Source organism: Xaviernesmea rhizosphaerae (assembly GCF_001938945.1).
Classification (GTDB): Bacteria; Pseudomonadota; Alphaproteobacteria; order Rhizobiales; family Rhizobiaceae; genus Xaviernesmea; species Xaviernesmea rhizosphaerae.
The window spans coordinates 161,579-182,796 of the sequence record NZ_MKIO01000029.1; the positions used below are offsets into that span (position 1 = coordinate 161,579).

Here is a 21,218-nt window from a genome sequence, read left to right on the forward strand (position 1 = left end):
TGACAAGGATGCGACACGGGCGCCGGTGCGCTCCCGCTCTCAGGACTTGCCCGCCGCGATCAGGCTCTGCGCGGCCGCCAGCACCGCCTCCTGCGGCGGGCGTGACCGCCAGCCGAGCAGATGCTCCGCCTTCTCGCTGGATACCCGGGCATCGCGGCCGAGTTCGCCTGCAATCAGCCGCAAATTGGCATCGAAGGGTGCGGCAAGCCGCGCCAGCCAAGTGGGCAGGACGAGGCGAGGCACCCGGCCGGCATGAGCGGGCAGCGACCGGCGCAAGAGCGCCGCGATGTCGGCAAGGCTCATCACCGGCCCGGCGGCCAGAAAGCGCTCGCCGATGGCTGCCTCCCGTTCCAGTGCCAGCCGGTGCATCTCGGCGACATCGCGCACATCCACCACAGACACGGCGAATTTCGGCAGGGCCGGGTAGCGCCCCGACAAAAGCTTCTGGATCACCATCAGCGAGGTGCCCGGTGCGCCGCCGAGCATGGGGCCGAGGATCATCGCCGGATTGACGGTGGTGAGCGCCAGATCGTGGCGCTCGGCCAGGTCCCAGGCTATGCGCTCGGCGAGCGTCTTGGAGCGGTAATAGGGCGTGGTCAGCGGTCCGTCCGGGTCGGTCCAGTCGCGCTCCGTGAAGGGTGCCTGTCCGGACCCGTAATTGGTGGCGGCAATGGAGGAGGTAAGCACGATCCTATCGATCCCCGCCGCCTTGGCCGCCAGCAGGACGCGGCGCGTGCCCTCCCGGGCCGTGGCAACGAGGCTTGCCGAATCGTCAGGCGCACGGGCGGGAAAGGGCGAGGCGACATGGATGACGGCCGCAGCGCCACCAAGCCCTTCCGCCCAGCCGCGATCCTGTTCGAGATCGGCGGTGAAGAAGGTGAGGTTCCGGGTCTCGCTGCCGGCCGCGCCGAGCGCCGCGGCAATCTCCGCGCCACGACGCGGATCACGCAGGCTGCCGCGCACGGGGTAGCCGGCATCGAGCAGGCTCTTGGCGACATGCCGGCCGAGAAAGCCGCCAATGCCTGTGACCACCACGATCGGCCTTGCCTCCGGCGCATTCTGGCTCATCACATCTCCTTGGCGCCCGCGCTTTCCGCCGCCGGGCGCGGGGGAAGATCAGGCGGCATCCAGCGCCAGGCGGCGGGCCTGGCGGCGCTGCTCGGCTATATCGAGCTTCTCGATGATCTCGGCAAGGCCGGGGGCGACATTCGCCTGTCCACCCAGATCGCGCAGCCGGGCGAGCAGACGCTTGGGCACCGAGCCCGTCTCCTCCGGCAGGCGGTTCTCGCGCCGCCAGAGCAGCACGGCATCCATATAGAGCCCGCTGACATCGCGGCCGAGCCCGGCGCGCTCGATCATCGCGCGAACGGCATGGCCGCTGCCGCCGGAGAGGATGGCGCGCACGCGCGCCTCGCCCATGCCGGTCAGGCACACCATGGCCTCGGCAAAGAGCGCGACCTTGCCGGCGCACAGCGCCTGCAGAAGGAAGGCCGGCGTCAGCCGCGCGCGCAGCCGCAAATGCTCGACCAGCCGAATCATGTCGGGCGCAGGCACGGCGGCGCTGACATGGATGGTGGCCACGTCGCAGGCCTCGCGGGTGATGCGCGCGGCCCGATCGGCACCGAGCGCCCGGGCCACCAGCGAAAAGCCGGCCAGCGCCTCGGACACGGCTTCCGTCAGCCCGGCGCGCACGGCGGCCGGCAGATCGGCGCGGGCCAGCAGGCCGCCGCGAATGGCGGCGTGATCGCGGAAGCGCTCGGCAAGCCGCGCGAGAGTGCGCGCGGTCAGTTGCGCCTGCGCGTTCTCGATCAGGATCGACACGGCGATCTCGTCGCCGATCTCGGCAATGGCAGCGGCCAGCGGCGCGCGAACGGGGTGCCGCGCGGCGATCAGCGCCCGGATCTCGGCAGACCCGCGTGCCACGAGTTCCACCAGATCATGGTCGGTCAAGACGGGCGAGCGCGAGATCACGGTATAGGCGGTCTCGGCGCGATCCTGCGCCAGCGACAGGATGATGGCGCGGGGAACATGCGGACAATCCGCCAGCGCCTCCGCCAGCGCCTGGCGCACCTGCGGCGCGGGATCGTCGAGCAGCAGCGTCATCCCCATTTCCGCGGCGTTGCGGTCGAGATGGGGCGTGCCGCCAGTGGCATAGGCACGGCCGAGTGCTGCGGCGGCACGGGCGCGATTACTGGCAGACGCCTGTTCCACCCATCGAAGAAATGCCTGTATGATCAAGGCCGACCACCCCTTGCGATGGATGCACCCTAGCAAACGCGCATCCCACCTCGTTTGAGCAGAAGTTATCCGCCAATGGTTTACGATTGGTTCACCATGTTTTTGCAAGGGCGCGGCCTGCCCGTTCTCAGGCGCTGGTTGCAAGGCTGCCGGCCGGAGGCAGATACATCGGACAAGCGGGCGCCGCTAATCCTCTCGCTTGCCGCCATGGAGACGGGCCTCGCAGCAGAGCTGGCGCCGACCGGCTGCGCGATCATCATCGAGGCAAAGGTGGAGGCCATCGAGCAGGCATCGACGGCTCTGGCTGCCTATCTGCCGGATGCCGTTCTCCTGGCGCATGCCACACCTGTTGCCGTTCAGCGGCTGCATGTCGCACTTGGCGTTATGGAGGCGGAGGCTGGCGTGGCGCAGGGACGGACCGCCATCCTGGCACAGCTGGGCGCCGATCCGGCCGTCTTTCTCGGCGGCGCGCGCTTTAAAGATCTCTCAACACGGCTGGTGGCGCTGGTCTTCGACGGTGCGCAGCTGCGGCAGCGGCTCTCAGGACCAGCGGTCGCACGGCAGGAGGAAGAAAAATGTGGCCATGACAAAGGACTGGAGGCGCTGGTTCGTTCGGATTCTCGGCAATCATGGCGTGGGAGCCTGCCCGCGCCGGATCGGGAAACACCGCTTTTTCCCATCGCTTTCGCTGAGGCACAGACCCTGCTGATGGCGGCCGATGCCGGTCTTGCCGCCCTGCTGCAGGCGCCGCCGGGTTCGGACGACGGAGCACTTGCCGCACAGGCCGAGGCGGCCTGCCTGGCAGGCTTTCGCGGGTTGGTTTTATGACCTCGAACGGCGGAGCCCGACGGCCTTTGTCGTCATCAGGCGCTGACCGGCCGCACCATCTCGAAGACATCGCCGCCATCGCAATAATCGCGATAGCCGAGCCGGGCGATGGGGCGAACCGTGGCCATATCGAACCGTCCGTCGACGATCGCCTCGTCGCGGATGTGGATGCCGACGACCTGGCCGATGACCATGTAATTCTCTGTCGGCTGACCTTCGAGATCCTTCGGCCGCAGCATTTCCGTCACCCGGCATTCGAGCGCGGCGAAGGCCTCGCCGACAAAAGGCGCTTCCACCAGCCGGCCCATGACCGGCGTCAGGCCGGCCAGCGCGAATTCGCTGGTGCCGCGCGGGGCAGGCGCGGAGGTGGCGTTCATCGCCTGCATCAGGCTGCGGCTGACGAAGCTGGCGGTGAAGACCCCGGTTTCCTCGATGTTGGAGACCGAATCCTTATGGCCGGTGGAGGAGAACATCACCAGTTTCGGCGTGTCGGCGATGGCGTTGAAGAAGGAATAGGGCGCGAGGTTGAGGCTGCCGTCGCCGCCGCGCGAGCCGATCCAGCCGATCGGCCGGGGCGAGACGATCGCCTTGAAGGGATCATGCGGCAGGCCGTGGCGGTTTGAAGCGGTCTCGTAGAACATCAGGCCTCTCCCACCCACATCATTCTTCTCCCACCCATGTGACGATGTCCTTCAGCTCCGGCCGCGGCCGTTCGAAGGGCGGAACCTGCGCCGTGCCGATATGGATGAAGCCGGCCACCTTCTCCTCCGGCTGCACGCCGAGCAGGTCGAGGGCGGCGGGATCGAATGCGATCCATTCGGACAGCCAGTTGGCCGAATAGCCCAGCGCATTGGCCGCCATCAGCAGGTTGAGGCAGACGGCGCCGGCCGACATCACCTGCTCCCATTCCGGGATCTTCACATGCGGCGCGGCACGGCTGACGACGGCGACCACCGTCGGCGCACGGGTCAGGCGGGTGCGCTCGACCTTGATCATCTCCTCGGAGAGATCGGGCTTGGACGTCAGAGCGAGCTCCAGAAAGCGCTCGCCAAGCTCGGCGCGCACGGCGCCGCGATAGACGATGAAGCGCCAGGGCGCGAGCTTGCCGTGATCGGGCACGCGCGAGGCAAGCGTCAGCATCTCCTCAACCTCGTCGCGCGAGGGGCCGGGCTCGCCCAGCTGGAAGGCGGGAATCGATCGGCGCGTGGAGAGATAGTCGCGCAGGCTGAAATCGGTTTTCATCAATTCGGCTTTCGTCTAGGTTCGATCGGACGCTGTCTCGTCCGGACAGTTCGTTTCACCAGGGCTGAAGCAGCCAACCGGCAGCCACGAAAACGCCATAACGGCGTCTCACGTGGAGCCATCACGTCAAGAAGTCAACGCCTCACGATGCGCATTCCTACCGCCCGTCTGCCCTCTCTCCTGCGCCCGGCGCTCCTTGCCTGCGCCGTTCTGGCGGCGGGCGCGCCCGTGCAGGCGCAGGATCTGCGCTCGACCCTGCCCTTGCAGGACAATGGCGAGGTGCCGGAAGCCCTGCCGCCGGTGGCGACCGATCCCTTCAAGAACTTCCCGGCGATCACCGGCCCGCAGAAGAAGATGCCGAAGCTCAACAGCTTCTCGACCATGAACCCGGACAGGCCGGCCGCGCCGGCGGCCAAGGACGTCAAGCTGCAGGCGCTCCTGAAACAGAAGGGCCAGCCGGTGGAACAGGGGCTCGTCTGGCGGGTCTTCAGCCCGCAGCCGGGCTCGGATGGCAAGCTGCCGCTCCTGGCCACCTCGCAAGGCGGCTCGGCCGATTTCCAGCTGGTGCCCGGCGAATATTTCGTCAATGTCGCCTTCGGCCGCGCCGGCGCCACCCGCAAGATCCGCGTGCCCGACATCGGCGAAGCGGAGCGCCAGACGCTGGTGCTCGATGCCGGCGGCGTGATGCTGAATGCCGTTTCCGGCCCGGATACGAAGATTCCGCGCACCGAGCTGAGCTTCTCCATCTTTGCCTCCGACGTGAAGGAGGATGGCGAGCGCCAGCTGGTGGTGGCGGATGTGAAGCCCGATGCTGTGGTGCGCCTGCCGAGCGGCACCTATCACGTGGTCTCCAACTATGGCAGCGTCAATGCGGTGATCCGCGCCGACATTCAGGTGGAAGCCGGCAAGCTGGTGGAAGCCACGATCCAGCACCGCGCCGCCAAGCTGACGCTGAAGCTGGTGGCCGAAGCCGGTGGCGAGGCGATCGCCGACACGGCCTGGTCGATTCTCACAGGCTCGGGCGACGTGGTCAGCGAAAGCGTCGGCGCCTTCCCCACCCTCGTCCTGTCGGAGGGCACCTATACGGCCGTGGCGCGCAACAAGGACAAGATCTACCAGCGCGACTTCACCGTTACCGCCGGGGTCAACAGCGATGTCGAGGTCTATCTCGACGAAAAGGCCAATGCGGAAGCCTCCGCCAAGGCCGCGCGCGGTGAAGACTGAGCGGCTTTTCTCTCCCTTGAACGCCTCCGCGTTGAAGCGCCTTCAGGCCGCCCGCTTGGCCCGCCGCTTCAGCCCGAGGCGCCGTCTGCGCCCCGATGGGCTGCGCAAGGCGAAGACGGATTGGTAGATCCGCGCCAGCAGATCCTTGCGGTCGGTCAGCGGCGCCAGCGTCGCCCAGGGCAGAACCGGGCCGATCCGCGCCTCGATGGTCTTGCCGGAGAGACGGCGGAATTCCCGGATGAGCAGCGACAGGCGCAGCGTCAGCGAAATCTTGCTGACCAGATGGAACAGCCGGCCATTCTGCCCCTCGAAATAGACGGGAATGACGCTGGCCTGCGCGGCCTGCACCAGCTTGGCCGGAAAGATCTTCCACGGCAGGTCCTCCGCCCGGCCGAAGCCGCGGCGCGCGGTGGCCACGCCGCCGGCCGGGAAGACGACGATGGTCGTTCCCTCTTTCAGCAGCTTCACCGCCTCGTGGCGGGTGCGCATGTTGAGCGCCAGCGCCTCGCGACTTTCCTCGAAGGACACCGGCAGCGCATAGGGCGCCATTTCCGAGATTTTCAGGAGATCATTGTGAATCAGGACGCGGAAGGGACGGCCGAGCCTTTCAGCCAGCGACAGGATGGCGATGCCGTCGCCAATGCCGAAAGGATGGTTGGCGACGATGACGAGCGGCGTATCCGGCAGGTCGCGCGGCGGCCATTCGCCCTCGACCCTCAACCCGATATCGACCATGGAGAGCATCTCGCCGAAGACATGGGCGCTCTGGCCGACGACCTCGCTGCGCCAGCGGCCATAGATGCGGGCATAGCGGTCGCGCCCGCCCAGCCCCTCCACCGTGCGGATGAACCAGCGCTTCAGCCGCCGGTCGCTGTCATTGGCGTAGGAAAGTTCCTTGAAATGCACTGGCGTCGCGCCCCCTGCTCACCACGCATGCTCACACTCAAAGATGCCGGCAGGCATGCCGCATCTGTTGAAAAGGGCGCGGCCATCGGCCACGCCCCTTTCACCGTCTTCGATCCTCAGCCGGCCTTGCGGGCGGCGCGTTTGCGCGCGACATCCGGCGGCGTCGCCTCTTCGATCAGGGTCGAAAGCGCCTCGTCCAGCGCCATCGGCGTCTGGGCCTGGCTGCCCAGGCGGCGGATGTTGACCGAACGCTCCTCGGCCTCCTTGCGGCCGCAGACGAGAATGACCGGCACCTTGGTCACGGAATGCTCACGGACCTTGTAGTTGATCTTCTCGTTGCGGAAGTCGGTCTCGACCGCGAGCCCCGCATCGCGCAGGAGCTCGGCCACTTCCTGGCCATAGGCATCGGCTTCCGAGGTGATCGTCGCCACCACCACCTGCACCGGCGCGAACCAGAGCGGCATATGGCCGGCGAAATTCTCGATCAGAATGCCGAGGAAGCGCTCCATCGAGCCGCAAATCGCGCGATGGATCATGACCGGCTGGGTCTTTTCCGAATTGCTGTCGATGTAGAAGGCGCCGAAGCGTTCCGGCAGGTTGAAGTCCACCTGCGTGGTTCCGCATTGCCATTCGCGGCCGATGGCGTCCTTCAGCGTATATTCGAACTTCGGCCCGTAGAAAGCGCCCTCGCCCGGCAGGATGCCGGTCTTGATGCGCCCGCCGGACTGGGCCTCGATGGTCTTCAGCACCTCCATCATCACGCCTTCGGCGCGATCCCAGAGCGCATCGGACCCCACGCGCTTCTCCGGCCGGGTTGAGAGCTTCACCACCACTTCCTTGAAGCCGAAATCCTCATAGACCGAGAGGATCAGCGCATTGATGCGCAGGCATTCCTCGGCCAGCTGCTCGTCGGTGCAGAAGACATGCGCATCGTCCTGGGTGAAGCCGCGCACGCGCATCAGCCCATGCAGTGCGCCCGAAGGCTCGTAGCGATGGACATTGCCGAATTCCGCAAGGCGGATCGGCAGTTCGCGGTAGGACTTCAGGCCATGCTTGAAGATCTGCACATGGCCGGGGCAGTTCATCGGCTTCAGCGCGAAGACGCGCTCGTCATCGGTCTCGTCGCCTGCGACGGTGACCTTGAACATGTTGTCGCGATACCAGCCCCAGTGGCCCGAGGTTTCCCACAGCGACTTGTCGAGCACCTGCGGCGCGTTGACCTCCTGATAGGTGCCGGCCAGCCGTCGGCGCATATAGGCAACCAGCGTCTGGAACATGCGCCAGCCCTTGCCATGCCAGAAGACGACGCCGGGGCCCTCCTCCTGGAAATGGAACAGATCCATCTCGCGGCCGAGGCGGCGATGGTCGCGCTTCTCGGCTTCGGCGAGGATGTTAAGATACTGGTCCAGCTCTTCCTGCGTGCGCCAGGCGGTGCCGTAGATGCGCGTCAGCATCGGATTGTTGCTGTCGCCGCGCCAATAGGCGCCGGCCACCTTCATCAGCTTGAAGGCGGTGCCGATCTGGCCGGTGGAGGCCATGTGCGGGCCACGGCAGAGATCGAACCAGTCGCCCTGGTAATAGATCTTCAGGTCCTGACCTTCGGGGATCGCATCGACCAGCTCGACCTTGAAGGCCTCGCCCTTGTCGGCAAAGACCTGGCGGGCCTTGTCGCGCGGCCAGACTTGCTTTGTGAAGGCCTTGTTGCGCTGGATGATCTCCTTCATCCGCTTCTCGATCTTCGGCAGATCGTCGGGCGTGAAGGGCTCGTTCTTGGCAAAATCGTAATAGAATCCGTTCTCGATCACCGGGCCGATGGTGACCTGCGTGCCGGGCCACAGCTCCTGCACGGCCTCGGCCATCACATGGGCGGCGTCGTGGCGGATGAGTTCGAGCGCGCGGTCGTCCTCGCGCGTGACGATCTCGATCCGGCCGTCGGTCACCGGGTCGGAGAGATCGACGAGCGCGCCGTCGAGCGCGATGGCGATGGCCTTCTTGGCCAGCGATTTGGAGATGGATTCGGCCACCTCGCGGCCGGTCGTGCCGGCGGCGTAAGAGCGAACGGAGCCATCAGGAAATGTCAGGGAAACGGCGTCAGCCATGGGTCTCTCCTATCCAGTCCCGCCAACGAATGCGGGTGGTGATGATCGGGCCGCGGGAAGCGGCGATGGACGCGCTCTGATAGGGCTTTTGCCCGCAGGAGTAAAGCAAGGCGGGAAGGCGGCGCAAGCGCCGCGACAGCCAGCGCCCTGCCCCGCAGCTCGCCTCAGGAATGCCGGACCGGCAGGCAGGAGACATGGCTGCGCTTGAGCACGCGGCAGGCGGAGGCCGCATCCTTCTCGCTGCCGGTGCCGGAAAAGCGCACGCGGAACAGCGCCTTGTGGCCGGAGCCCGAGGCGATCACCGTGCCCTTGGCCGGCTTGCCACCGGCTTTCAGAAGGTCGCCGACATGGTCGCGCAGCGTTTCGGCGCCCTTGCGGCTGCCGCTGGTGCCCACCTGGATCGTCCAGCTCGACCGGGCGGAGACATGCTCGGCCGCCACAGGCATGCCGCCATCGCCCTGTTCGAGATCGGCATCGTCGATGATATCCGCCACCTCCATCGGCCGATCGGCCGGGCGCGGTGCCGTCGTCTCGGCTTCGGCTTCGGCTTCGTCGTCATCGGCATCCTCGGCTGCAACAGGCGTTACACCCTTGCGGCCGGCCTTGCCCGCCGGCCTGGCGGCGGCCACGGTCACGCTTTTCTCGTGGGAAAAGCGGTTGAGCAGCGCGGCCATCTGATTGTCCCGCGCGGCTGCCGAGCGCCCGCCCAGCACCACGCCGATCAGATGGCTCTTCGGGGTCGAGAGCGAGGAGACGAGATTGTAGCCGGCCGCGTCCGTATAGCCGGTCTTGATTCCATCGACGCCGGCATAGCGATACATTAGATTGTTATGGCCGTGGATCGTGCGGCCGCGGAAGACGAAGCTGCGCTGGGAGAAAAGCTTGTACTGGGCGGGAAAGTCGCGCTTGAGCGCCAGGCCCAGCCGCGCCATGTCCTCGGCCGTGGTCAGTTGCGGCGCCCTGGCCGTCAGTCCGGCCGGCGTGGCGAAGATCGTGTCGCGCATGCCGAGCTGGCGGCCCTTCTCGGTCATCCTGCGGGCAAAGGCGGCTTCCGATCCGGCGAGATGCTCGCCCATCGCGGTCGCCGCATCATTGGCGGAGAGGATGATCATGGCACTGACGGCTTCGCGCACGCTGATGGTGGTGCCGGCCTTCACATTCAGCTTCATGCGGACCTTGGAGGCCGCGTTAGCCGACATCGCGATGCGATCGTCCCAGTGCAGCCGCCCGGCGCGCAGCGCCTCGAAGGTGAGATAGAGCGTCATCATCTTGGCGAGCGAGGCCGGCGGACGCCGGGTCTTTCCGCCCTGGCCGCCGAGGAATGTCCCCGAGGTCACATCCATGACCGCCCAAGTGGTTTCGGCCGCGGCCGCACCGGCCTGCAGAACGCTGCTCACAGCCACGAGCAAGCCCAGGGCCGCCACGCGCACGGCCTTCAAGAAAGTCGACAAAATCCGCCCCACAACCGTCTTACAGTCTGTTCAAGGATTGCTGTTGGTCTGACGAAAATGGTGATTTCGAGAACCGGAGCGCAGCGTACTTAAGGTCCGTGAGCACCGGAAGCGCAGAAATTGCCATTTGCAGGCCGCCAACGGCGATTGTTGGACAGACTGTTGATCCAACAAGCGCCCGGACGCCCATCACCCAAATGATTGCGCGGTACGCTGGCGGCCCTTGTTGGCGGGCATGCGGCAAACAGTGAAGCGGGGACGATCCGCACCGGAACTTTCAGCTTTTAGGTAAAGGATGTCTTAACCTTAAGCCCTGGAGGTTCATGTTCAAGGCAAAGACCGGCGGCTGCACAGCTTGCCGGCCGGCATCAATGCTTGCCGAGCTGCCAGAGGCGCCATGGCGCCCACCAGCCCAGCCGTGGCGCCAGCCTCTCGGGGACCGGGTCGAGGCCGGTCGTGCCGCCGGGGCCGCAGCGCGCCACGCGAAACAGCGCCATCCACCCGCCGCGCCAGAGACCATGGCGGGCGATGGCCTCATAGCCATATTCCGAGCAGGTGGGGATATGCCGGCAGCCATGGCCGACGAAGCCGGAGAGCGTCAGCTGATAGAGCCGGATCAGCCCCAGACCCGCCAGCCGGCCCGGCGTGCGGCGAAACGGGCCGCGCCAGTTGCGGCTGAAGCGGGGTGTGGGCTTCGTCCGGGGTGCGGTCTCGGCAGGGTCTTTCGCGGGGTGTTCATGCGGCCCGCCGCAGGCTTTACACAAGCCGTATCTCCTTCAGGGCCAATCTCTCTCACGCCACGCCGCCTTCGGCAGAGCGGCGCGGCATCCCTGGGCGCGGCACTCCGCAAGGCTCATTCGGCAGCCGTGCGGCGGGCATCGATCTGGTCGAGGCAGTCCACCACCGCATCAAAGGTCAGCATGGTCGAGGCGTGGCGCGCCTTGAAATCCTTGACCGGTTTGAGCACGCGCATCTCCTCGAACCGCCCGTCAGGCCCCTCGCCACCCTCCTTGAGCATGGCGAGCATGGCCGCGCGCGCGGCGCGCAGCTCGGCGGCGCTGGCGCCCACGACGTTCTTCGCCATGATCGCCGAAGAAGCCTGACCCAGCGCGCAGGCCTTCACCTCCTGGGCGAAGTCCGTGACACGATCGGCGTCGAGCTTCAGATAGACTTTCACCTTGGAGCCGCAGAGGCGTGAATGCGCCTGTGCGGCGGCATCGGCATCCTCCAGCCGGCCGAGGCGGCCGACATTGCCGGCATAGTCGAGAATGCGGCTGCTGTAGATATCGTCCATCGTCATCGCGGCGAATGCCCCATCTTGGCGCAGCGCACGCAAGGGTCTTGCCCGCCCCTGAGCGCGATTGCGAAGGATTGCTCGGGTGATGGCGCAAAAAAGCGAGAGGCCTGCGCACATCGCTCTTTCGACAAGAGCCCGGTAACATTATATGGTAGCCATCCCCGGGGCGGCAATCCGCTTGGGGACGGGATTGTTGCACAGGGCCACGGGCCTTTGCGGCATGACAGGGTGAAATGCGGGCCGGGCCCAGACGAAGAGGATGCGGATCGCCGGAGACGGCTTCAGGCGCAGGCACGAGAGCCCCCGGGAACGAGCGTTTCCAAGGGGCCCAAAGCCAGCGGCACGAAGCGCTGCGGACGAGACAGAACTCCGGTCAGGCCAAAGTCCTGGCCGAAACAGACCATGGACCGCCACGCGCCAAGGAACCATCATGGACGCCATCATCAAGAATTTTCCCGCGCCTGAAGGTGTCGACGACCGGCCGAGCCAGAAGGAAGCGGAGGACGCGGTGCGCGTTCTCCTGCGCTGGGCGGGCGAGGATCCCGAACGCGAAGGCCTCAGGGATACGCCAGCGCGTGTGGCGAAATCCTATCGCGAACTCTTTGCCGGCTATGATCTCGCGGCGGAAGACGTGCTGGGCCGCACCTTCGAGGAAGTGGCCGGCTACGACGAGATGGTGCTGGTCAAGGACATCCCGTTCTTCTCGCATTGCGAACATCACATGGTGCCGATCATCGGCCGCGCCCATGTGGCCTATCTGCCGCAGGGCCGGGTTCTCGGCCTGTCGAAGATCGCCCGCGTCGTCGATATCTACGGCCGCCGCCTGCAGACCCAGGAAAGCATGACGGCGCAGATCGCCACCGCCATCGACGAGACGCTGCGCCCGCGGGGCGTCGCCGTGATGATCGAGGCGGAGCATCTGTGCATGGCCATGCGCGGCGTGCAGAAGCAGGGCTCGACCACGCTCACCACCACCTTCACCGGCGCCTTCAAGACCGACGCGGCCGAGCAGGCCCGCTTCATGACCTTCCTGCGCGCCCAGCGCTGAGAAGCATCGGGGCGCCGCGCGCCGGCATAGGCGCGCGCCCGCAGCTTGCGGCTTTGCCTCCGGAGCGCGGCCCGTTCAGCGGCCGCGACGGGCCACTCCTGTTTTCGCTCCATCCCTTCTTGTTCGATCTCTCATTGTTCGGGCCCGCCATGTCCTCTTCCGATGCCCTTTTCAGCCCGCCCCCGTCCGACAAGGCACTTCTCGAAGAAGGCCAGGCCTTCACACCACGCTTCGGCGCGGATGGGCTGATCACGGCGATCGTCACCGATGCAGGGGACGGCGCGCTTTTGATGGTCGCGCATATGAATGCGCAGTCGCTCGCGCTGACGCTCTCGACCGGCATCGCCCATTACTGGAGCCGCTCGCGCGGGCAGCTGTGGAAGAAGGGCGAAACCTCGGGCAATCTGCAGAGCGTGGTGGAGCTGCGCACGGATTGCGACCAGGATGCGCTCTGGCTCAAGGTCACGGTGGCGGGCGACGGCCCCACCTGCCATACCGGCCGCCGCTCCTGCTTCTACCGCGTGGTGGAAACCCGCGATGGCGCCCCGGTTCTCCTCAGCGACGGCCCTGCGCCGCACGATCACGGCTGAGTGTGGGCCCGGGTAACGGACCCGGCTCGACAGACACGAAAAGGGGACTCGACGGACCGGTTAGCGTCCCCCCTTGCATCTCGATCGCATCACGCGCTGCTATACCAAGCGGCTCAACCCCGCTCGGGCAAAGCCCGTCGTCGCGTACCTCTATCCTTTTGCCCGTTTGCGCCTTCTGCCCGTTTGCGATGCCTCCTGCATCTTTTCCAGGCATGATCTGTGCCGTGAACCGAATTGCAACGCTCTCCTGCGACGATGGCGCGACACGCAGTGGGCGGCGCGGGCGCGCCGGTCGCCTTCGGCAGGGCGGACGTCAGGACAGGTTGGGGCTTGCGCGCGGTCAGGCGGTTGAGCGCCAGGGGTCGACATCGGTCGGGTCGACGCGCGCTTGGCCTTCGCCCGCTCATGCCATGTCCTTCGCCATTATGCGGCCGGACAGGCATGCAAGGCGTGACGAGCGGTCGTTCGCGTGCCTCTCCAATGACGGGGCATAAGCGGGCGGATCGGCGAGTTTGGGGGAAAGCGCATGCTGGACTGGAATTTCCTGCGCATGCCGGCAGCCAATGGCCATGGGGCCGCAGGCCACGGGCTGGCAAAGCCGCAGCCGGCGAAAGCCAAGGCGAAGATCGCGCTGGCGCTTGGCGGTGGCGCGGCGCGCGGCTGGGCCCATATCGGCGTGCTGCGCGCGCTGGACGAGGAAAAGATCGAGATCGGCATGATCGCCGGCACCTCGATCGGCGCGCTGGTCGGCGGCTGCTATCTCGCCGGCAAGCTCGATGAGCTGGAAAGCTTCGCCCGCTCGCTCACCATGCGCCGCATCGCCAGCATGCTGGATTTCGCCATTGGCGGCGGCGGCCTGTTCGGTGGCCTGCGGCTGACCAAGCGGATGCAGGAACATATGGCCGACCTGACGATCGAAAGCCTCGGCCGGCCTTTCGTCGCGGTGGCCTGCGAGATCCAGACCGGTCATGAAGTCTGGATCGCCGAGGGCTCGCTGATCACCGCCATCCGCGCCTCCTATGCCCTGCCCGGCATTTTCGAACCGGTGAAATGCGCCAATCGCACGCTGGTCGATGGCGCCATCGTCAATCCCGTGCCGGTGTCGGTTTGCCGCGCCTATGAACAGCCGCTCGTGGTGGCCGTAAACCTCAACTACGATCTCTATGGCCGTTCGGCGGTGGTGAAGCTCAAGGCAAGCCAGCCGCCGGCCGCTGCGCTCAGCCCCGGCACGGAGGCGGTGTCCCGCCTCGGGGTCACCAGCGTGATGGTGCAGGCGTTCAACATCATCCAGGACCGGATTTCCCGGGCGCGGCTGGCCGGAGATCCGCCCGATCTCTCGCTGCATCCGCGTCTCAACGATATCGGCCTGTCGGAATTTCACCGCGCAGGGGAAGCGATCGAGCGGGGCTATACGGAAGCCCGCGCCCGCATCGCCGATCTGAAACGTCTGCAGGATGTCGTGCTCAGGTGAGCGCCAGGGCGACCAGGTAAGCGCCCGGCATCCGCGAGCGTGTCGATTATCCTTGAGATGCAAGATCCTCGGCACGAGGCCGAGGGTGATGGCGGGAGCCGCTTATCCGGCAATATAGGCCTTGATCTGCTCGGTCTCGCCCTCGATGGTGCGGATGTGGTTTCGCACGGCGTCGCCGATCGAGACGATGCCGATCAGCCGGCCATTGCGCTCCACCGGCAGATGCCGGGCGCGATGACGGTTCATCGTTTCCATCAGCTGATGAATGCTTGTCGCCTCGCTGCACAGATGCACCTCGCGCGACATGAGCTGCGCCACCGGCATGTCCAGCGCGCTCGCGCCATGGCGCGCCACCGCGCCGACGACATCGCGCTCGGCCAGCACGCCCGTGATCGTCTCGCCCTCCAGCACGACGACCGCACCGATCCGGTGCTCGTTGAGCAGCGCGGCCGCGCTCCTCAATGTCTCCTGCGGCGCGACGGTGACGACGCGACGTCCCTTTTCATCGAGGATGGCCTTAACAGACATTCGAAACCTCCCGTTTTCGGTGACTGACAGCGGGATCGTGCGCCTCAAGCGGTGGGAAATCAAGCGCAAGGTCAACAGGAGGTTAAGAGCGCCGGGAAGACTGCGACGCCAGCTCTTCTAATCGTCCGATGAGCATAAAGCCGGCATGCGCTTGAGCCGAAACCAAATGGTCTCTTTCCGCGCGACCGGTAAGACTTATCGGGGGCGCCTCGGGATGGGATCGAACAGCGGAAAGGCGAGGAAGCCGAACAGGAAGCCGCCGATATGCGCCTGCCAGGCAATGCTCTGCCCACCCGCCAGCGGCAGCAGGCCGCTGCCGATCAGCACGTTCGTCGCTGCCCAGATGCCGACGAAGAACACCACCGAGCGATTGGCGAAGGTTTCGGCGATCGACAGGCGCGGGTTGAGATGGGCGATCTCGCGCCGGATGCTGCCATCGGCAGAGAAGACGAAGCGGGCGGCCGCGCCCATGAAGGCGGAGACGACGCCGGATGCGCCGATGACCACGGTGTCGTCGCCCCAGTTGGTGGCCGCATGCAAGCCGGCCGCGGCCGCCGCCGACAGGCACCAGAACAGCGCGAGACGCAGGGTGCCGATTCGACGCACGACCGGCGCGCCGAAGGCGACCAGCCAGAAGCCGTTGAACAGCAGATGGTCCCAGCCGCCATGGAGAAAGGAATAGGTCACCGGCGTCCACAGCCAGGCCAGCCCCTGCTCCGCCAGCGGATAGACATAGCGCAACGGCAGGAAGGCGAAGGTGAAGACCACCCAGCTGTCGGTTTCCGGTGTCAGCAGATAAAGCCTTGCGGCATGGATGGCGATCAGCGCCGCCAGGATCCAGACCAGCACCGGCGGCAGGTTGAAGGCCGGCTCGCGCGCAGGCCGGTCCGAATAGCCAGGCGCATCATACCGCTCGAAATCGGCGGCCTGAGGATCCTGCGGCCCGATCTCCTGTGCATCCCTCTCCGGCCTGTGATCCGTCATGTTCATCCTTCCCCTGCTTCTCGATCATGCCCGGCCTCGCCATCATGCGATGATGCGCCTTGAGCCCCTCGCGAAGATCGTCGCTGTGACAGTGATCGAAGACGTTGCGCAAACAGATTTTCCCGGTCGCAGGCCAGATCTATGGCGCATGCGTGCAAGATCGATGAAGGACATCGCGAAATCTAGCATTCTCAAGCTTCCTTTAACGCAACAGCGTTAGGAAAAACCAGATGAACTCCAAGCACGGGCACGCCATGTTCTCATCTCAGCATGCTCAAACAGCCGGACCGAAGGTCTATGAGGAAGGCGCGTTCCAGCGCGTGACCGTCAATCTGTCCGGTCGCCTGATGCTCGCCAATCATGAGGAATTCCCTTGCGCGGCGGTCGACATGTCGCCCGGCGACGTGGTTCTGCACAGCAGCGCCCGCCCGCGGCCCGGCGAGCGCATCATCGCCTATGTCGATCATGTGGGACGGCTGGAAGGCACGGTGGCCCGCCTCGCCGACCAGCAATTCGTCGTGCAGCTCAATGCGACGGAGCGCAAGCGCGAGAAGCTGGCGGCACAGCTGACCTGGATCGCCAACCGCCATGAGCTGGGCCTGCCGGAAGACCGCCGTCACGATCGACTGACGCCGCGCCGCACCCGCACGACGCTGACGCTCGAAAGCGGCGCCGTCCAGCACTGCCGGCTGATCGACCTTTCGCTCTCGGGCGCCGCCATCGACACCGAGCTGCGCCTGCCGGTCGGCACCCCCGTCACCTTGGGGGCCATGCGCGGCCGCGTCGTCCGCCTGTTCCAGGAAGGCCTCGCCATCGAGTTCGTCGGCGTGCAGACGCTCGAAACGCTGCGCGAATTTCTCTGACAGGCTTGAGGCTGGCCACCGTCAAGGCGGTCCGGCATGTCAATCCGGCTACAGGCGCAAATCTCCCCAAGTCCATGTCAACGCCGTTCCTTCCCGGAGCGGCGTTTTGTTTTGTGGCCTCGAGCGCTGGATCTCACCGCGCCGGTGCATGACGCCGCAGGTCAGGCGAAAACGCGCATCGCCTTCCCCCTGTCGCCACAGCCCGACACCGCGCCGGCGCGTTACGCCCCCTTAAGCATGTTCAAAAGCGAGACAGATTGCCAGGCACCGTTTTGGGGCGCTGACAGGGGGCGGGCGAGGCCACGCGGCGCCTGCGGGCGCGCGACGGGCATTTCACGAACAGGCCCGCACGATTCTCGCGCTCCACGCCCCAGTCTTCTGCCGCCGGCTAAATTTATTTGACATCAATGACTTACGCTTTCGGTCCGTGGACCTGAGAGGCTGCCGGCAACGGATGATTGCCTCGCATTTGAATTAAAGACAGCGCGTCTTTTCGGCAATATTTATTCAAATACAGTTCGAATTATCTGAAAGTATAAATAGAATAGTTCCGCCGGATTTTGGCTAACCGCAAGTCCTTCCTGCGACATTGTCTCCATTACGGGGAGAATGACATGAAGACCATTGCGATGCTCAAGGTTGGCGTGTTCGGCTCGCTGCTTGCAGGCCTCAGCACCACGGCGACCCTGGCCTTTCCGCCCAATATGGTAACGCTGGGCGCGACCAGCCCGCCCATCGGCCATTATGAATTCTGCAAAAGGCTGCCGGCCGAATGCCGCCCGAATGCCGGCGATCTCACGCCGGTGGCGCTGACACCGGAGAAGTGGAAGCAGATCCTGACCATCAATTACGACGTCAACACCCGCATCCAGCCGGTGACCGACATGGAGCTCTATGGCGTCGAGGAATATTGGGCCTATCCCGACAAGGCCGGCGACTGCGAGGACTATGTGCTGTTGAAGCGGCGCGAGCTGATGGCCAAGGGCTTCCCGGCCTCGGATCTGCTGATCACCGTCGTCCTCCAGCCGAACGGCGAAGGCCATGCGGTGCTGACCGTGCGCACCGATCGGGGCGACTTCGTCCTCGACAACATGCGCAACAAGGTCCTGCTGTGGTCCGACACGGAATACACCTACCTCAAACGCCAGGCGACCGAGGATTCGGGCCGCTGGGTCAAGCTGCAGGATGGCCGCGCGGTGGCCGTGGGCAGCGTCGCTTCGAGATGAGCTTTCGCCGGCGGCACCCGCCGCCGGCATCCCCCATCCAGCCGATACAGGGCGGCTGGAGTTCCGGGCCTGATCCTTTGCAACCCCGTCTTGGTCAGGCCCAACGGCCGGCCTCCGCTGTCCCCGGAGGCCGGCCGTCTTTCGTTGGCTACGCTGCGGCGCAAATGGCCGTGCCCGCCCTGCGCTCCGCCGCCGCACAGCGTTAAGATTGCCTTAACCATTCCGTCCCAAGGTCGAGCCAGCCCTGCCGGCGCCTGTTCGTCGCGTTTCCCGCCGCGGATCCATCGTTCCTCGACCGGGAGCCTCAAAGCCATGCCGCTGCGCCCACGCCGGACAAGACCGCGTCCTGAAAGCACAACCCTTCCGTTTCGCGGGCTTTTCATCGGTGCCGGGCTGCTGGCCTGCGGCTGCCTTGCGGTTGCGCTGGGCGCCTCTTGGTACGGCGGCGCGCTCAGGCTCGCCGGGCAGAGCGAACAGCGCGTTCCCCTGGATATCCTGATCGGCGACGATCACCTGCGGCTGCCGGCCAATATGATCCGCTTCGAGGACCAGCGCCGCGCCGGCATGGCCGAGCGTGTCGATCTCTATCTCGCCTGGCCGGAGCTCGAAGGCTACAGCGCCGCCCTGCGCAGCCGCTTCGACGCGCCCGACGATCAGGGCCGGCTGATCTTCGTGCAATTGTCGCAGAGCACCATGTCGCGCGACATGAGCGGCCGGGTCGAGCCGATCTATCGCCACCTGCTGGAAGGGCCCGCCCGCCCCGGCCCGGCCGGGCTCACGGCGCAGACGCTGAAGAAGACCTCCGGTTTCGGCGAGGATGTGCTTCTGACGGGGACGGATGCCGATGGCGCGCTCTATGCCGTGCGCTGCGCCCTGCCGGTGGCGCCGGGCAAGACGACCAATGCCGATTGCCAGCGCGATGTGCATGTGGGGCGCGACCTCACCATGCTTTACCGCTTTTCCAGCCAATTGCTGCCACAATGGCAGGCCATCGATGCGGGTCTGCGCCGCTTTGTATCGGCCAGCCTCATTTCCGATATGTCCCAGAATGATTCGGGAGACGCTTTGCGGCCTTGATCCGCGCTGCGCGAGGGAAACCAATCGTTCACGATAAACCGATTGGTAACGCTATCTCGCTAATGTCGCTGGAACGGTCGTCCTTGGGGCGGCGCCCGGACGACATCCTGCAATGAGAATGAAGAGTAGATTAGTGTCCACATCCGAATCCGTTGGTTCCGCCCGGCCAGGTCCGGTCCCTTTTCTCAAGAAAGCCTCCCGGTTCGTCCTCGTCTCGATCGTTGCTGCCGCCGCCATGACCAGTGCGGCCTATGCCGCGCAATATGCCGGCATTGTCGTCGACGCGAAGACCGGCAAGGTGCTCTACAGCGAGGATGCCGATGGCCTGCGCTATCCGGCCTCGCTGACGAAGATGATGACGCTATACCTCACCTTCGAGGCGCTGGAAGCAGGCAAGATCCGCAAGGACACGCCGGTCCCCTTCTCCAAGCATGCCGCCTCGGAGCCGCCGTCCAAGCTCGGCGTGCGCGCCGGCCAGCAGGTCACCGTCGAACAGGCGATCCTCGCCCTCGTCACCCGCTCGGCCAATGACTGCGCCACCGCCCTTGGCGAACTGCTCGGCGGCTCTGAAGAGCGCTTCGCCCGCATCATGACCGCCAAGGCCCGCGCGCTCGGCATGACGCGCACCACCTATCGCAATGCCAATGGCCTGCCCAATGACGAGCAGATGACGACGGCCCGCGACCAGGCCCGTCTCGGCATGGCGCTGCGCCAGCATTTTCCGCAGTATTACGGCTATTTCTCCACCCGCAGCTTCGCCTTCGGCCGCCAGGTCATCGGCAACCACAACCGCCTGCTCGGCAATGTCCGCGGCGTGGACGGCATCAAGACGGGCTATACCCGGGCCGCCGGCTACAATCTCGTGACCTCGGCCCAGGCCGAGGGCCGCAGCATCGTCGGCGTGGTGCTCGGCGGCAAGTCCGGCGGCGCGCGCGATGCGCAGATGCGCGCGCTCGTTGCCAAGTACATGCCCGCCGCCTCGACGCGTGGCGGCTCCGGCAATGTCGTGGCCGAAGCGCCGCCCGCGCCCACGCTCAGCGCCACCACCGCGCGCAGCGCCCCGGCCAGCACCGGCGGCAGCTTCAACCTGCCCTCCGCAGGCCCGGTTCCGGAAGGCCGCTATGACGAAGGCATCACCAACAGCCTGTCGATGAACAGCTATGCCGAGCCGCGCAAGGCGGCGAGCGAGAACCCGGTTCTGAAGCCTGCCCCCGGCACGCTGCAGGCCCAGGCCGCGCGCATGGCCGGCGGCAGCGATGTCGGCGTGGTCGATCAGCAGGTCACCAGCTCGGTCGCGCGTGCCGCGTCCGGCGACGAGGGCGCAGGCGCTCCGTCCGGCTGGGTGATCCAGATCGGCGCGACGCCGAACCGCGGCGAAGCCATGTCCATGCTGGCCGATGCCAAGGAAAAGGGCGGCAAGGCGCTATCAGGCGCGCAGGCCTTCACCACCAGCGTGGCCAGCGGCGACAGCCAGATGTACCGCGCCCGCTTCGGCGGCTTCGTCAACCAGACGAAGGCCGTCTCCGCCTGCAAGACACTCAAGGCCCGCGGCTTCGCCTGCTGGGCGAGCGCACAGTAAAACCGCGGGCCGCAAGACCCGCGCAGCAAGACGTGACCAGGACGGTGCGGCCGGAACGCGGGGCGGCGGAGTGAACCTCTGCCCTTCGCGCCACGCCCGACCCGCAAGGCCCGTGCCGCGCATCGCGCGCCAAGGGCCGCGAAGACATTATGACGCGCAAGACCGAAGGCGATCGCCGCCGCTCTTGCGCCTATGCCGATCGTCCGACGCGGGATGTTTCAAGCCGCGGCGGTTCACCCCGAAGAAAACCTCGATTGTGTTGCGTTGACGAGGATCACGATGGCCGTGAATGAGAATGGTTCCGACGTTACCCCGGAACAGAAGCGCAAGCGCGCCCCACGCAGTGCCCTTCTCCCGATCCATGAGGCTGCGATGCGCATTGCCGAGATCGGCGCCCTGCCCCGCTCCAAGACCCGGGACCTCGTCTCCCTGCTTCTGACCCATGGCGCGCGCGCCTGGCGGTCCTCGCAGCCCGAAGTCTCGGTGCATGTGCATGTGCGCACGCCGGCCCGCCGACAGGCGCTGCGGATTCGCTTCAAGTAAGACGGGCGGTTCAGGGCAAGCGGC

Annotated in this window: 21 protein-coding genes; 10 read left to right on the forward strand and 11 right to left on the reverse strand. The window is 66.1% G+C overall.

What is annotated here, in order from left to right; translation table 11 throughout:
- Window positions 1–39: 39 nt before the first annotated feature.
- Both BJF92_RS11540 and BJF92_RS11545 read right to left on the reverse strand, forming a co-directional pair.
- Window positions 40–1,068, reverse strand: coding sequence for an NAD-dependent epimerase/dehydratase family protein (locus BJF92_RS11540; protein WP_075634889.1), 1,029 nt, complete (start codon window positions 1,066–1,068; stop codon window positions 40–42).
- Between the two features lie 48 nt (window positions 1,069–1,116).
- Window positions 1,117–2,238: a DUF2336 domain-containing protein gene (locus BJF92_RS11545; RefSeq protein WP_075634890.1), complete on the reverse strand. Its 1,122-nt coding sequence runs from the start codon at window positions 2,236–2,238 to the stop codon at window positions 1,117–1,119.
- Window positions 2,239–2,313: 75 nt separating this feature from the next.
- On the opposite strand from BJF92_RS11545, the gene BJF92_RS11550 reads away from it, so the two are divergent.
- Window positions 2,314–3,066: a hypothetical protein gene (locus BJF92_RS11550; protein WP_075634891.1), complete on the forward strand. Its 753-nt coding sequence runs from the start codon at window positions 2,314–2,316 to the stop codon at window positions 3,064–3,066.
- Between the two features lie 35 nt (window positions 3,067–3,101).
- On the opposite strand, the gene BJF92_RS11555 is transcribed toward BJF92_RS11550, so the two are convergent.
- The gene (locus BJF92_RS11555) at window positions 3,102–3,707 is read right to left on the reverse strand and encodes a flavin reductase family protein (protein WP_075634892.1); all 606 of its coding nucleotides are present in this window, start codon (window positions 3,705–3,707) and stop codon (window positions 3,102–3,104) included.
- 19 nt (window positions 3,708–3,726) lie between these two features.
- A complete protein-coding gene (locus tag BJF92_RS11560) occupies window positions 3,727–4,308 on the reverse strand; it encodes a nitroreductase family protein (RefSeq protein WP_075634893.1) in 582 nt (193 codons plus the stop codon).
- Window positions 4,309–4,455: 147 nt separating this feature from the next.
- Between BJF92_RS11560 and BJF92_RS11565 the strand changes: the two genes are divergently transcribed.
- Window positions 4,456–5,532: a hypothetical protein gene (locus tag BJF92_RS11565; protein ID WP_143524006.1), complete on the forward strand. Its 1,077-nt coding sequence runs from the start codon at window positions 4,456–4,458 to the stop codon at window positions 5,530–5,532.
- Between the two features lie 42 nt (window positions 5,533–5,574).
- On the opposite strand, the gene BJF92_RS11570 is transcribed toward BJF92_RS11565, so the two are convergent.
- From BJF92_RS11570 to BJF92_RS11590, 5 genes are all read right to left on the reverse strand, one after another.
- Window positions 5,575–6,438: a lysophospholipid acyltransferase family protein gene (locus BJF92_RS11570; RefSeq protein ID WP_075634894.1), complete on the reverse strand. Its 864-nt coding sequence runs from the start codon at window positions 6,436–6,438 to the stop codon at window positions 5,575–5,577.
- Between the two features lie 116 nt (window positions 6,439–6,554).
- On the reverse strand, window positions 6,555–8,537 hold the full coding sequence (gene thrS, locus BJF92_RS11575; RefSeq protein ID WP_075634895.1) for a threonine--tRNA ligase: 1,983 nt from the start codon (window positions 8,535–8,537) through the stop codon (window positions 6,555–6,557).
- Window positions 8,538–8,701: 164 nt separating this feature from the next.
- Window positions 8,702–9,880 (reverse strand): D-alanyl-D-alanine carboxypeptidase, encoded by a 1,179-nt coding sequence (locus BJF92_RS11580; protein WP_143524014.1) that lies wholly within the window; start codon window positions 9,878–9,880, stop codon window positions 8,702–8,704.
- A 476-nt stretch (window positions 9,881–10,356) separates the two neighbouring features.
- A complete protein-coding gene (gene yidD / locus BJF92_RS11585; RefSeq protein WP_075634897.1) occupies window positions 10,357–10,752 on the reverse strand; it encodes a membrane protein insertion efficiency factor YidD in 396 nt (131 codons plus the stop codon).
- An 89-nt stretch (window positions 10,753–10,841) separates the two neighbouring features.
- Window positions 10,842–11,282, reverse strand: coding sequence for an iron-sulfur cluster assembly scaffold protein (locus BJF92_RS11590; protein ID WP_075635036.1), 441 nt, complete (start codon window positions 11,280–11,282; stop codon window positions 10,842–10,844).
- A gap of 433 nt (window positions 11,283–11,715) precedes the next feature.
- Here BJF92_RS11590 and folE point away from each other — a divergent pair, with 433 nt between their 5' ends.
- From folE to BJF92_RS11605, 3 genes are all read left to right on the forward strand, one after another.
- Window positions 11,716–12,333, forward strand: coding sequence for a GTP cyclohydrolase I FolE (gene folE, locus BJF92_RS11595; protein ID WP_075634898.1), 618 nt, complete (start codon window positions 11,716–11,718; stop codon window positions 12,331–12,333).
- Window positions 12,334–12,482: 149 nt separating this feature from the next.
- On the forward strand, window positions 12,483–12,923 hold the full coding sequence (gene hisI / locus BJF92_RS11600) for a phosphoribosyl-AMP cyclohydrolase (protein WP_075635037.1): 441 nt from the start codon (window positions 12,483–12,485) through the stop codon (window positions 12,921–12,923).
- A gap of 526 nt (window positions 12,924–13,449) precedes the next feature.
- A complete protein-coding gene (locus tag BJF92_RS11605) occupies window positions 13,450–14,394 on the forward strand; it encodes a patatin-like phospholipase family protein (RefSeq protein ID WP_075634899.1) in 945 nt (314 codons plus the stop codon).
- Window positions 14,395–14,496: 102 nt separating this feature from the next.
- Here the strand turns inward: BJF92_RS11605 and BJF92_RS11610 are convergent, their stop codons facing one another.
- Together BJF92_RS11610 and BJF92_RS11615 are read right to left on the reverse strand one after the other, a co-directional pair.
- Entirely contained in the window at window positions 14,497–14,922 is a 426-nt protein-coding gene (locus BJF92_RS11610; protein ID WP_075634900.1) for a CBS domain-containing protein, read from the reverse strand.
- Between the two features lie 195 nt (window positions 14,923–15,117).
- Window positions 15,118–15,906, reverse strand: a complete 789-nt coding sequence (locus tag BJF92_RS11615; protein ID WP_078057989.1) for a rhomboid family intramembrane serine protease — start codon at window positions 15,904–15,906, stop codon at window positions 15,118–15,120.
- 254 nt (window positions 15,907–16,160) lie between these two features.
- Between BJF92_RS11615 and BJF92_RS11620 the strand changes: the two genes are divergently transcribed.
- The 5 genes from BJF92_RS11620 to BJF92_RS11640 all read left to right on the forward strand — a co-directional run bounded on the left by BJF92_RS11620 (window position 16,161) and on the right by BJF92_RS11640 (window position 21,194).
- A complete protein-coding gene (locus BJF92_RS11620; protein WP_075634901.1) occupies window positions 16,161–16,769 on the forward strand; it encodes a PilZ domain-containing protein in 609 nt (202 codons plus the stop codon).
- Between the two features lie 614 nt (window positions 16,770–17,383).
- Complete coding sequence (locus BJF92_RS11625; protein ID WP_075634902.1) at window positions 17,384–17,995, forward strand: transglutaminase-like cysteine peptidase; 612 nt, start codon at window positions 17,384–17,386, stop codon at window positions 17,993–17,995.
- A 312-nt stretch (window positions 17,996–18,307) separates the two neighbouring features.
- Window positions 18,308–19,072, forward strand: coding sequence for a hypothetical protein (locus tag BJF92_RS11630; protein ID WP_075634903.1), 765 nt, complete (start codon window positions 18,308–18,310; stop codon window positions 19,070–19,072).
- A 112-nt stretch (window positions 19,073–19,184) separates the two neighbouring features.
- Window positions 19,185–20,651 carry an SPOR domain-containing protein gene (locus BJF92_RS11635; RefSeq protein ID WP_075634904.1) on the forward strand — a complete coding sequence of 489 codons (1,467 nt, stop codon included), beginning with the start codon at window positions 19,185–19,187 and terminating at the stop codon, window positions 20,649–20,651.
- A gap of 279 nt (window positions 20,652–20,930) precedes the next feature.
- Window positions 20,931–21,194, forward strand: coding sequence for a hypothetical protein (locus BJF92_RS11640; RefSeq protein ID WP_075634905.1), 264 nt, complete (start codon window positions 20,931–20,933; stop codon window positions 21,192–21,194).
- Window positions 21,195–21,218: the final 24 nt, after the last annotated feature.

What these genes read in the sequence shown, in the direction of transcription:
- BJF92_RS11640 (WP_075634905.1), top strand. Translation starts at nt 20,931, where the DNA reads ATGGCCGTGAATGAGAATGGTTCCGACGTTACCCCGGAACAGAAGCGC.
- folE (WP_075634898.1), top strand. Translation starts at nt 11,716, where the DNA reads ATGGACGCCATCATCAAGAATTTTCCCGCGCCTGAAGGTGTCGACGAC.
- BJF92_RS11590 (WP_075635036.1), bottom strand. Translation starts at nt 11,282, where the DNA reads ATGGACGATATCTACAGCAGCCGCATTCTCGACTATGCCGGCAATGTC.
- BJF92_RS11605 (WP_075634899.1), top strand. Translation starts at nt 13,450, where the DNA reads ATGCTGGACTGGAATTTCCTGCGCATGCCGGCAGCCAATGGCCATGGG.
- BJF92_RS11630 (WP_075634903.1), top strand. Translation starts at nt 18,308, where the DNA reads ATGCCGCTGCGCCCACGCCGGACAAGACCGCGTCCTGAAAGCACAACC.
- thrS (WP_075634895.1), bottom strand. Translation starts at nt 8,537, where the DNA reads ATGGCTGACGCCGTTTCCCTGACATTTCCTGATGGCTCCGTTCGCTCT.
- BJF92_RS11610 (WP_075634900.1), bottom strand. Translation starts at nt 14,922, where the DNA reads ATGTCTGTTAAGGCCATCCTCGATGAAAAGGGACGTCGCGTCGTCACC.
- BJF92_RS11625 (WP_075634902.1), top strand. Translation starts at nt 17,384, where the DNA reads ATGAAGACCATTGCGATGCTCAAGGTTGGCGTGTTCGGCTCGCTGCTT.
- hisI (WP_075635037.1), top strand. Translation starts at nt 12,483, where the DNA reads ATGTCCTCTTCCGATGCCCTTTTCAGCCCGCCCCCGTCCGACAAGGCA.
- BJF92_RS11635 (WP_075634904.1), top strand. Translation starts at nt 19,185, where the DNA reads ATGAGAATGAAGAGTAGATTAGTGTCCACATCCGAATCCGTTGGTTCC.
- BJF92_RS11540 (WP_075634889.1), bottom strand. Translation starts at nt 1,068, where the DNA reads ATGAGCCAGAATGCGCCGGAGGCAAGGCCGATCGTGGTGGTCACAGGC.
- BJF92_RS11620 (WP_075634901.1), top strand. Translation starts at nt 16,161, where the DNA reads ATGTTCTCATCTCAGCATGCTCAAACAGCCGGACCGAAGGTCTATGAG.
- BJF92_RS11580 (WP_143524014.1), bottom strand. Translation starts at nt 9,880, where the DNA reads ATGGATGTGACCTCGGGGACATTCCTCGGCGGCCAGGGCGGAAAGACC.
- BJF92_RS11560 (WP_075634893.1), bottom strand. Translation starts at nt 4,308, where the DNA reads ATGAAAACCGATTTCAGCCTGCGCGACTATCTCTCCACGCGCCGATCG.
- BJF92_RS11615 (WP_078057989.1), bottom strand. Translation starts at nt 15,906, where the DNA reads ATGACGGATCACAGGCCGGAGAGGGATGCACAGGAGATCGGGCCGCAG.
- BJF92_RS11565 (WP_143524006.1), top strand. Translation starts at nt 4,456, where the DNA reads ATGCGCATTCCTACCGCCCGTCTGCCCTCTCTCCTGCGCCCGGCGCTC.
- BJF92_RS11550 (WP_075634891.1), top strand. Translation starts at nt 2,314, where the DNA reads ATGGTTTACGATTGGTTCACCATGTTTTTGCAAGGGCGCGGCCTGCCC.
- BJF92_RS11555 (WP_075634892.1), bottom strand. Translation starts at nt 3,707, where the DNA reads ATGTTCTACGAGACCGCTTCAAACCGCCACGGCCTGCCGCATGATCCC.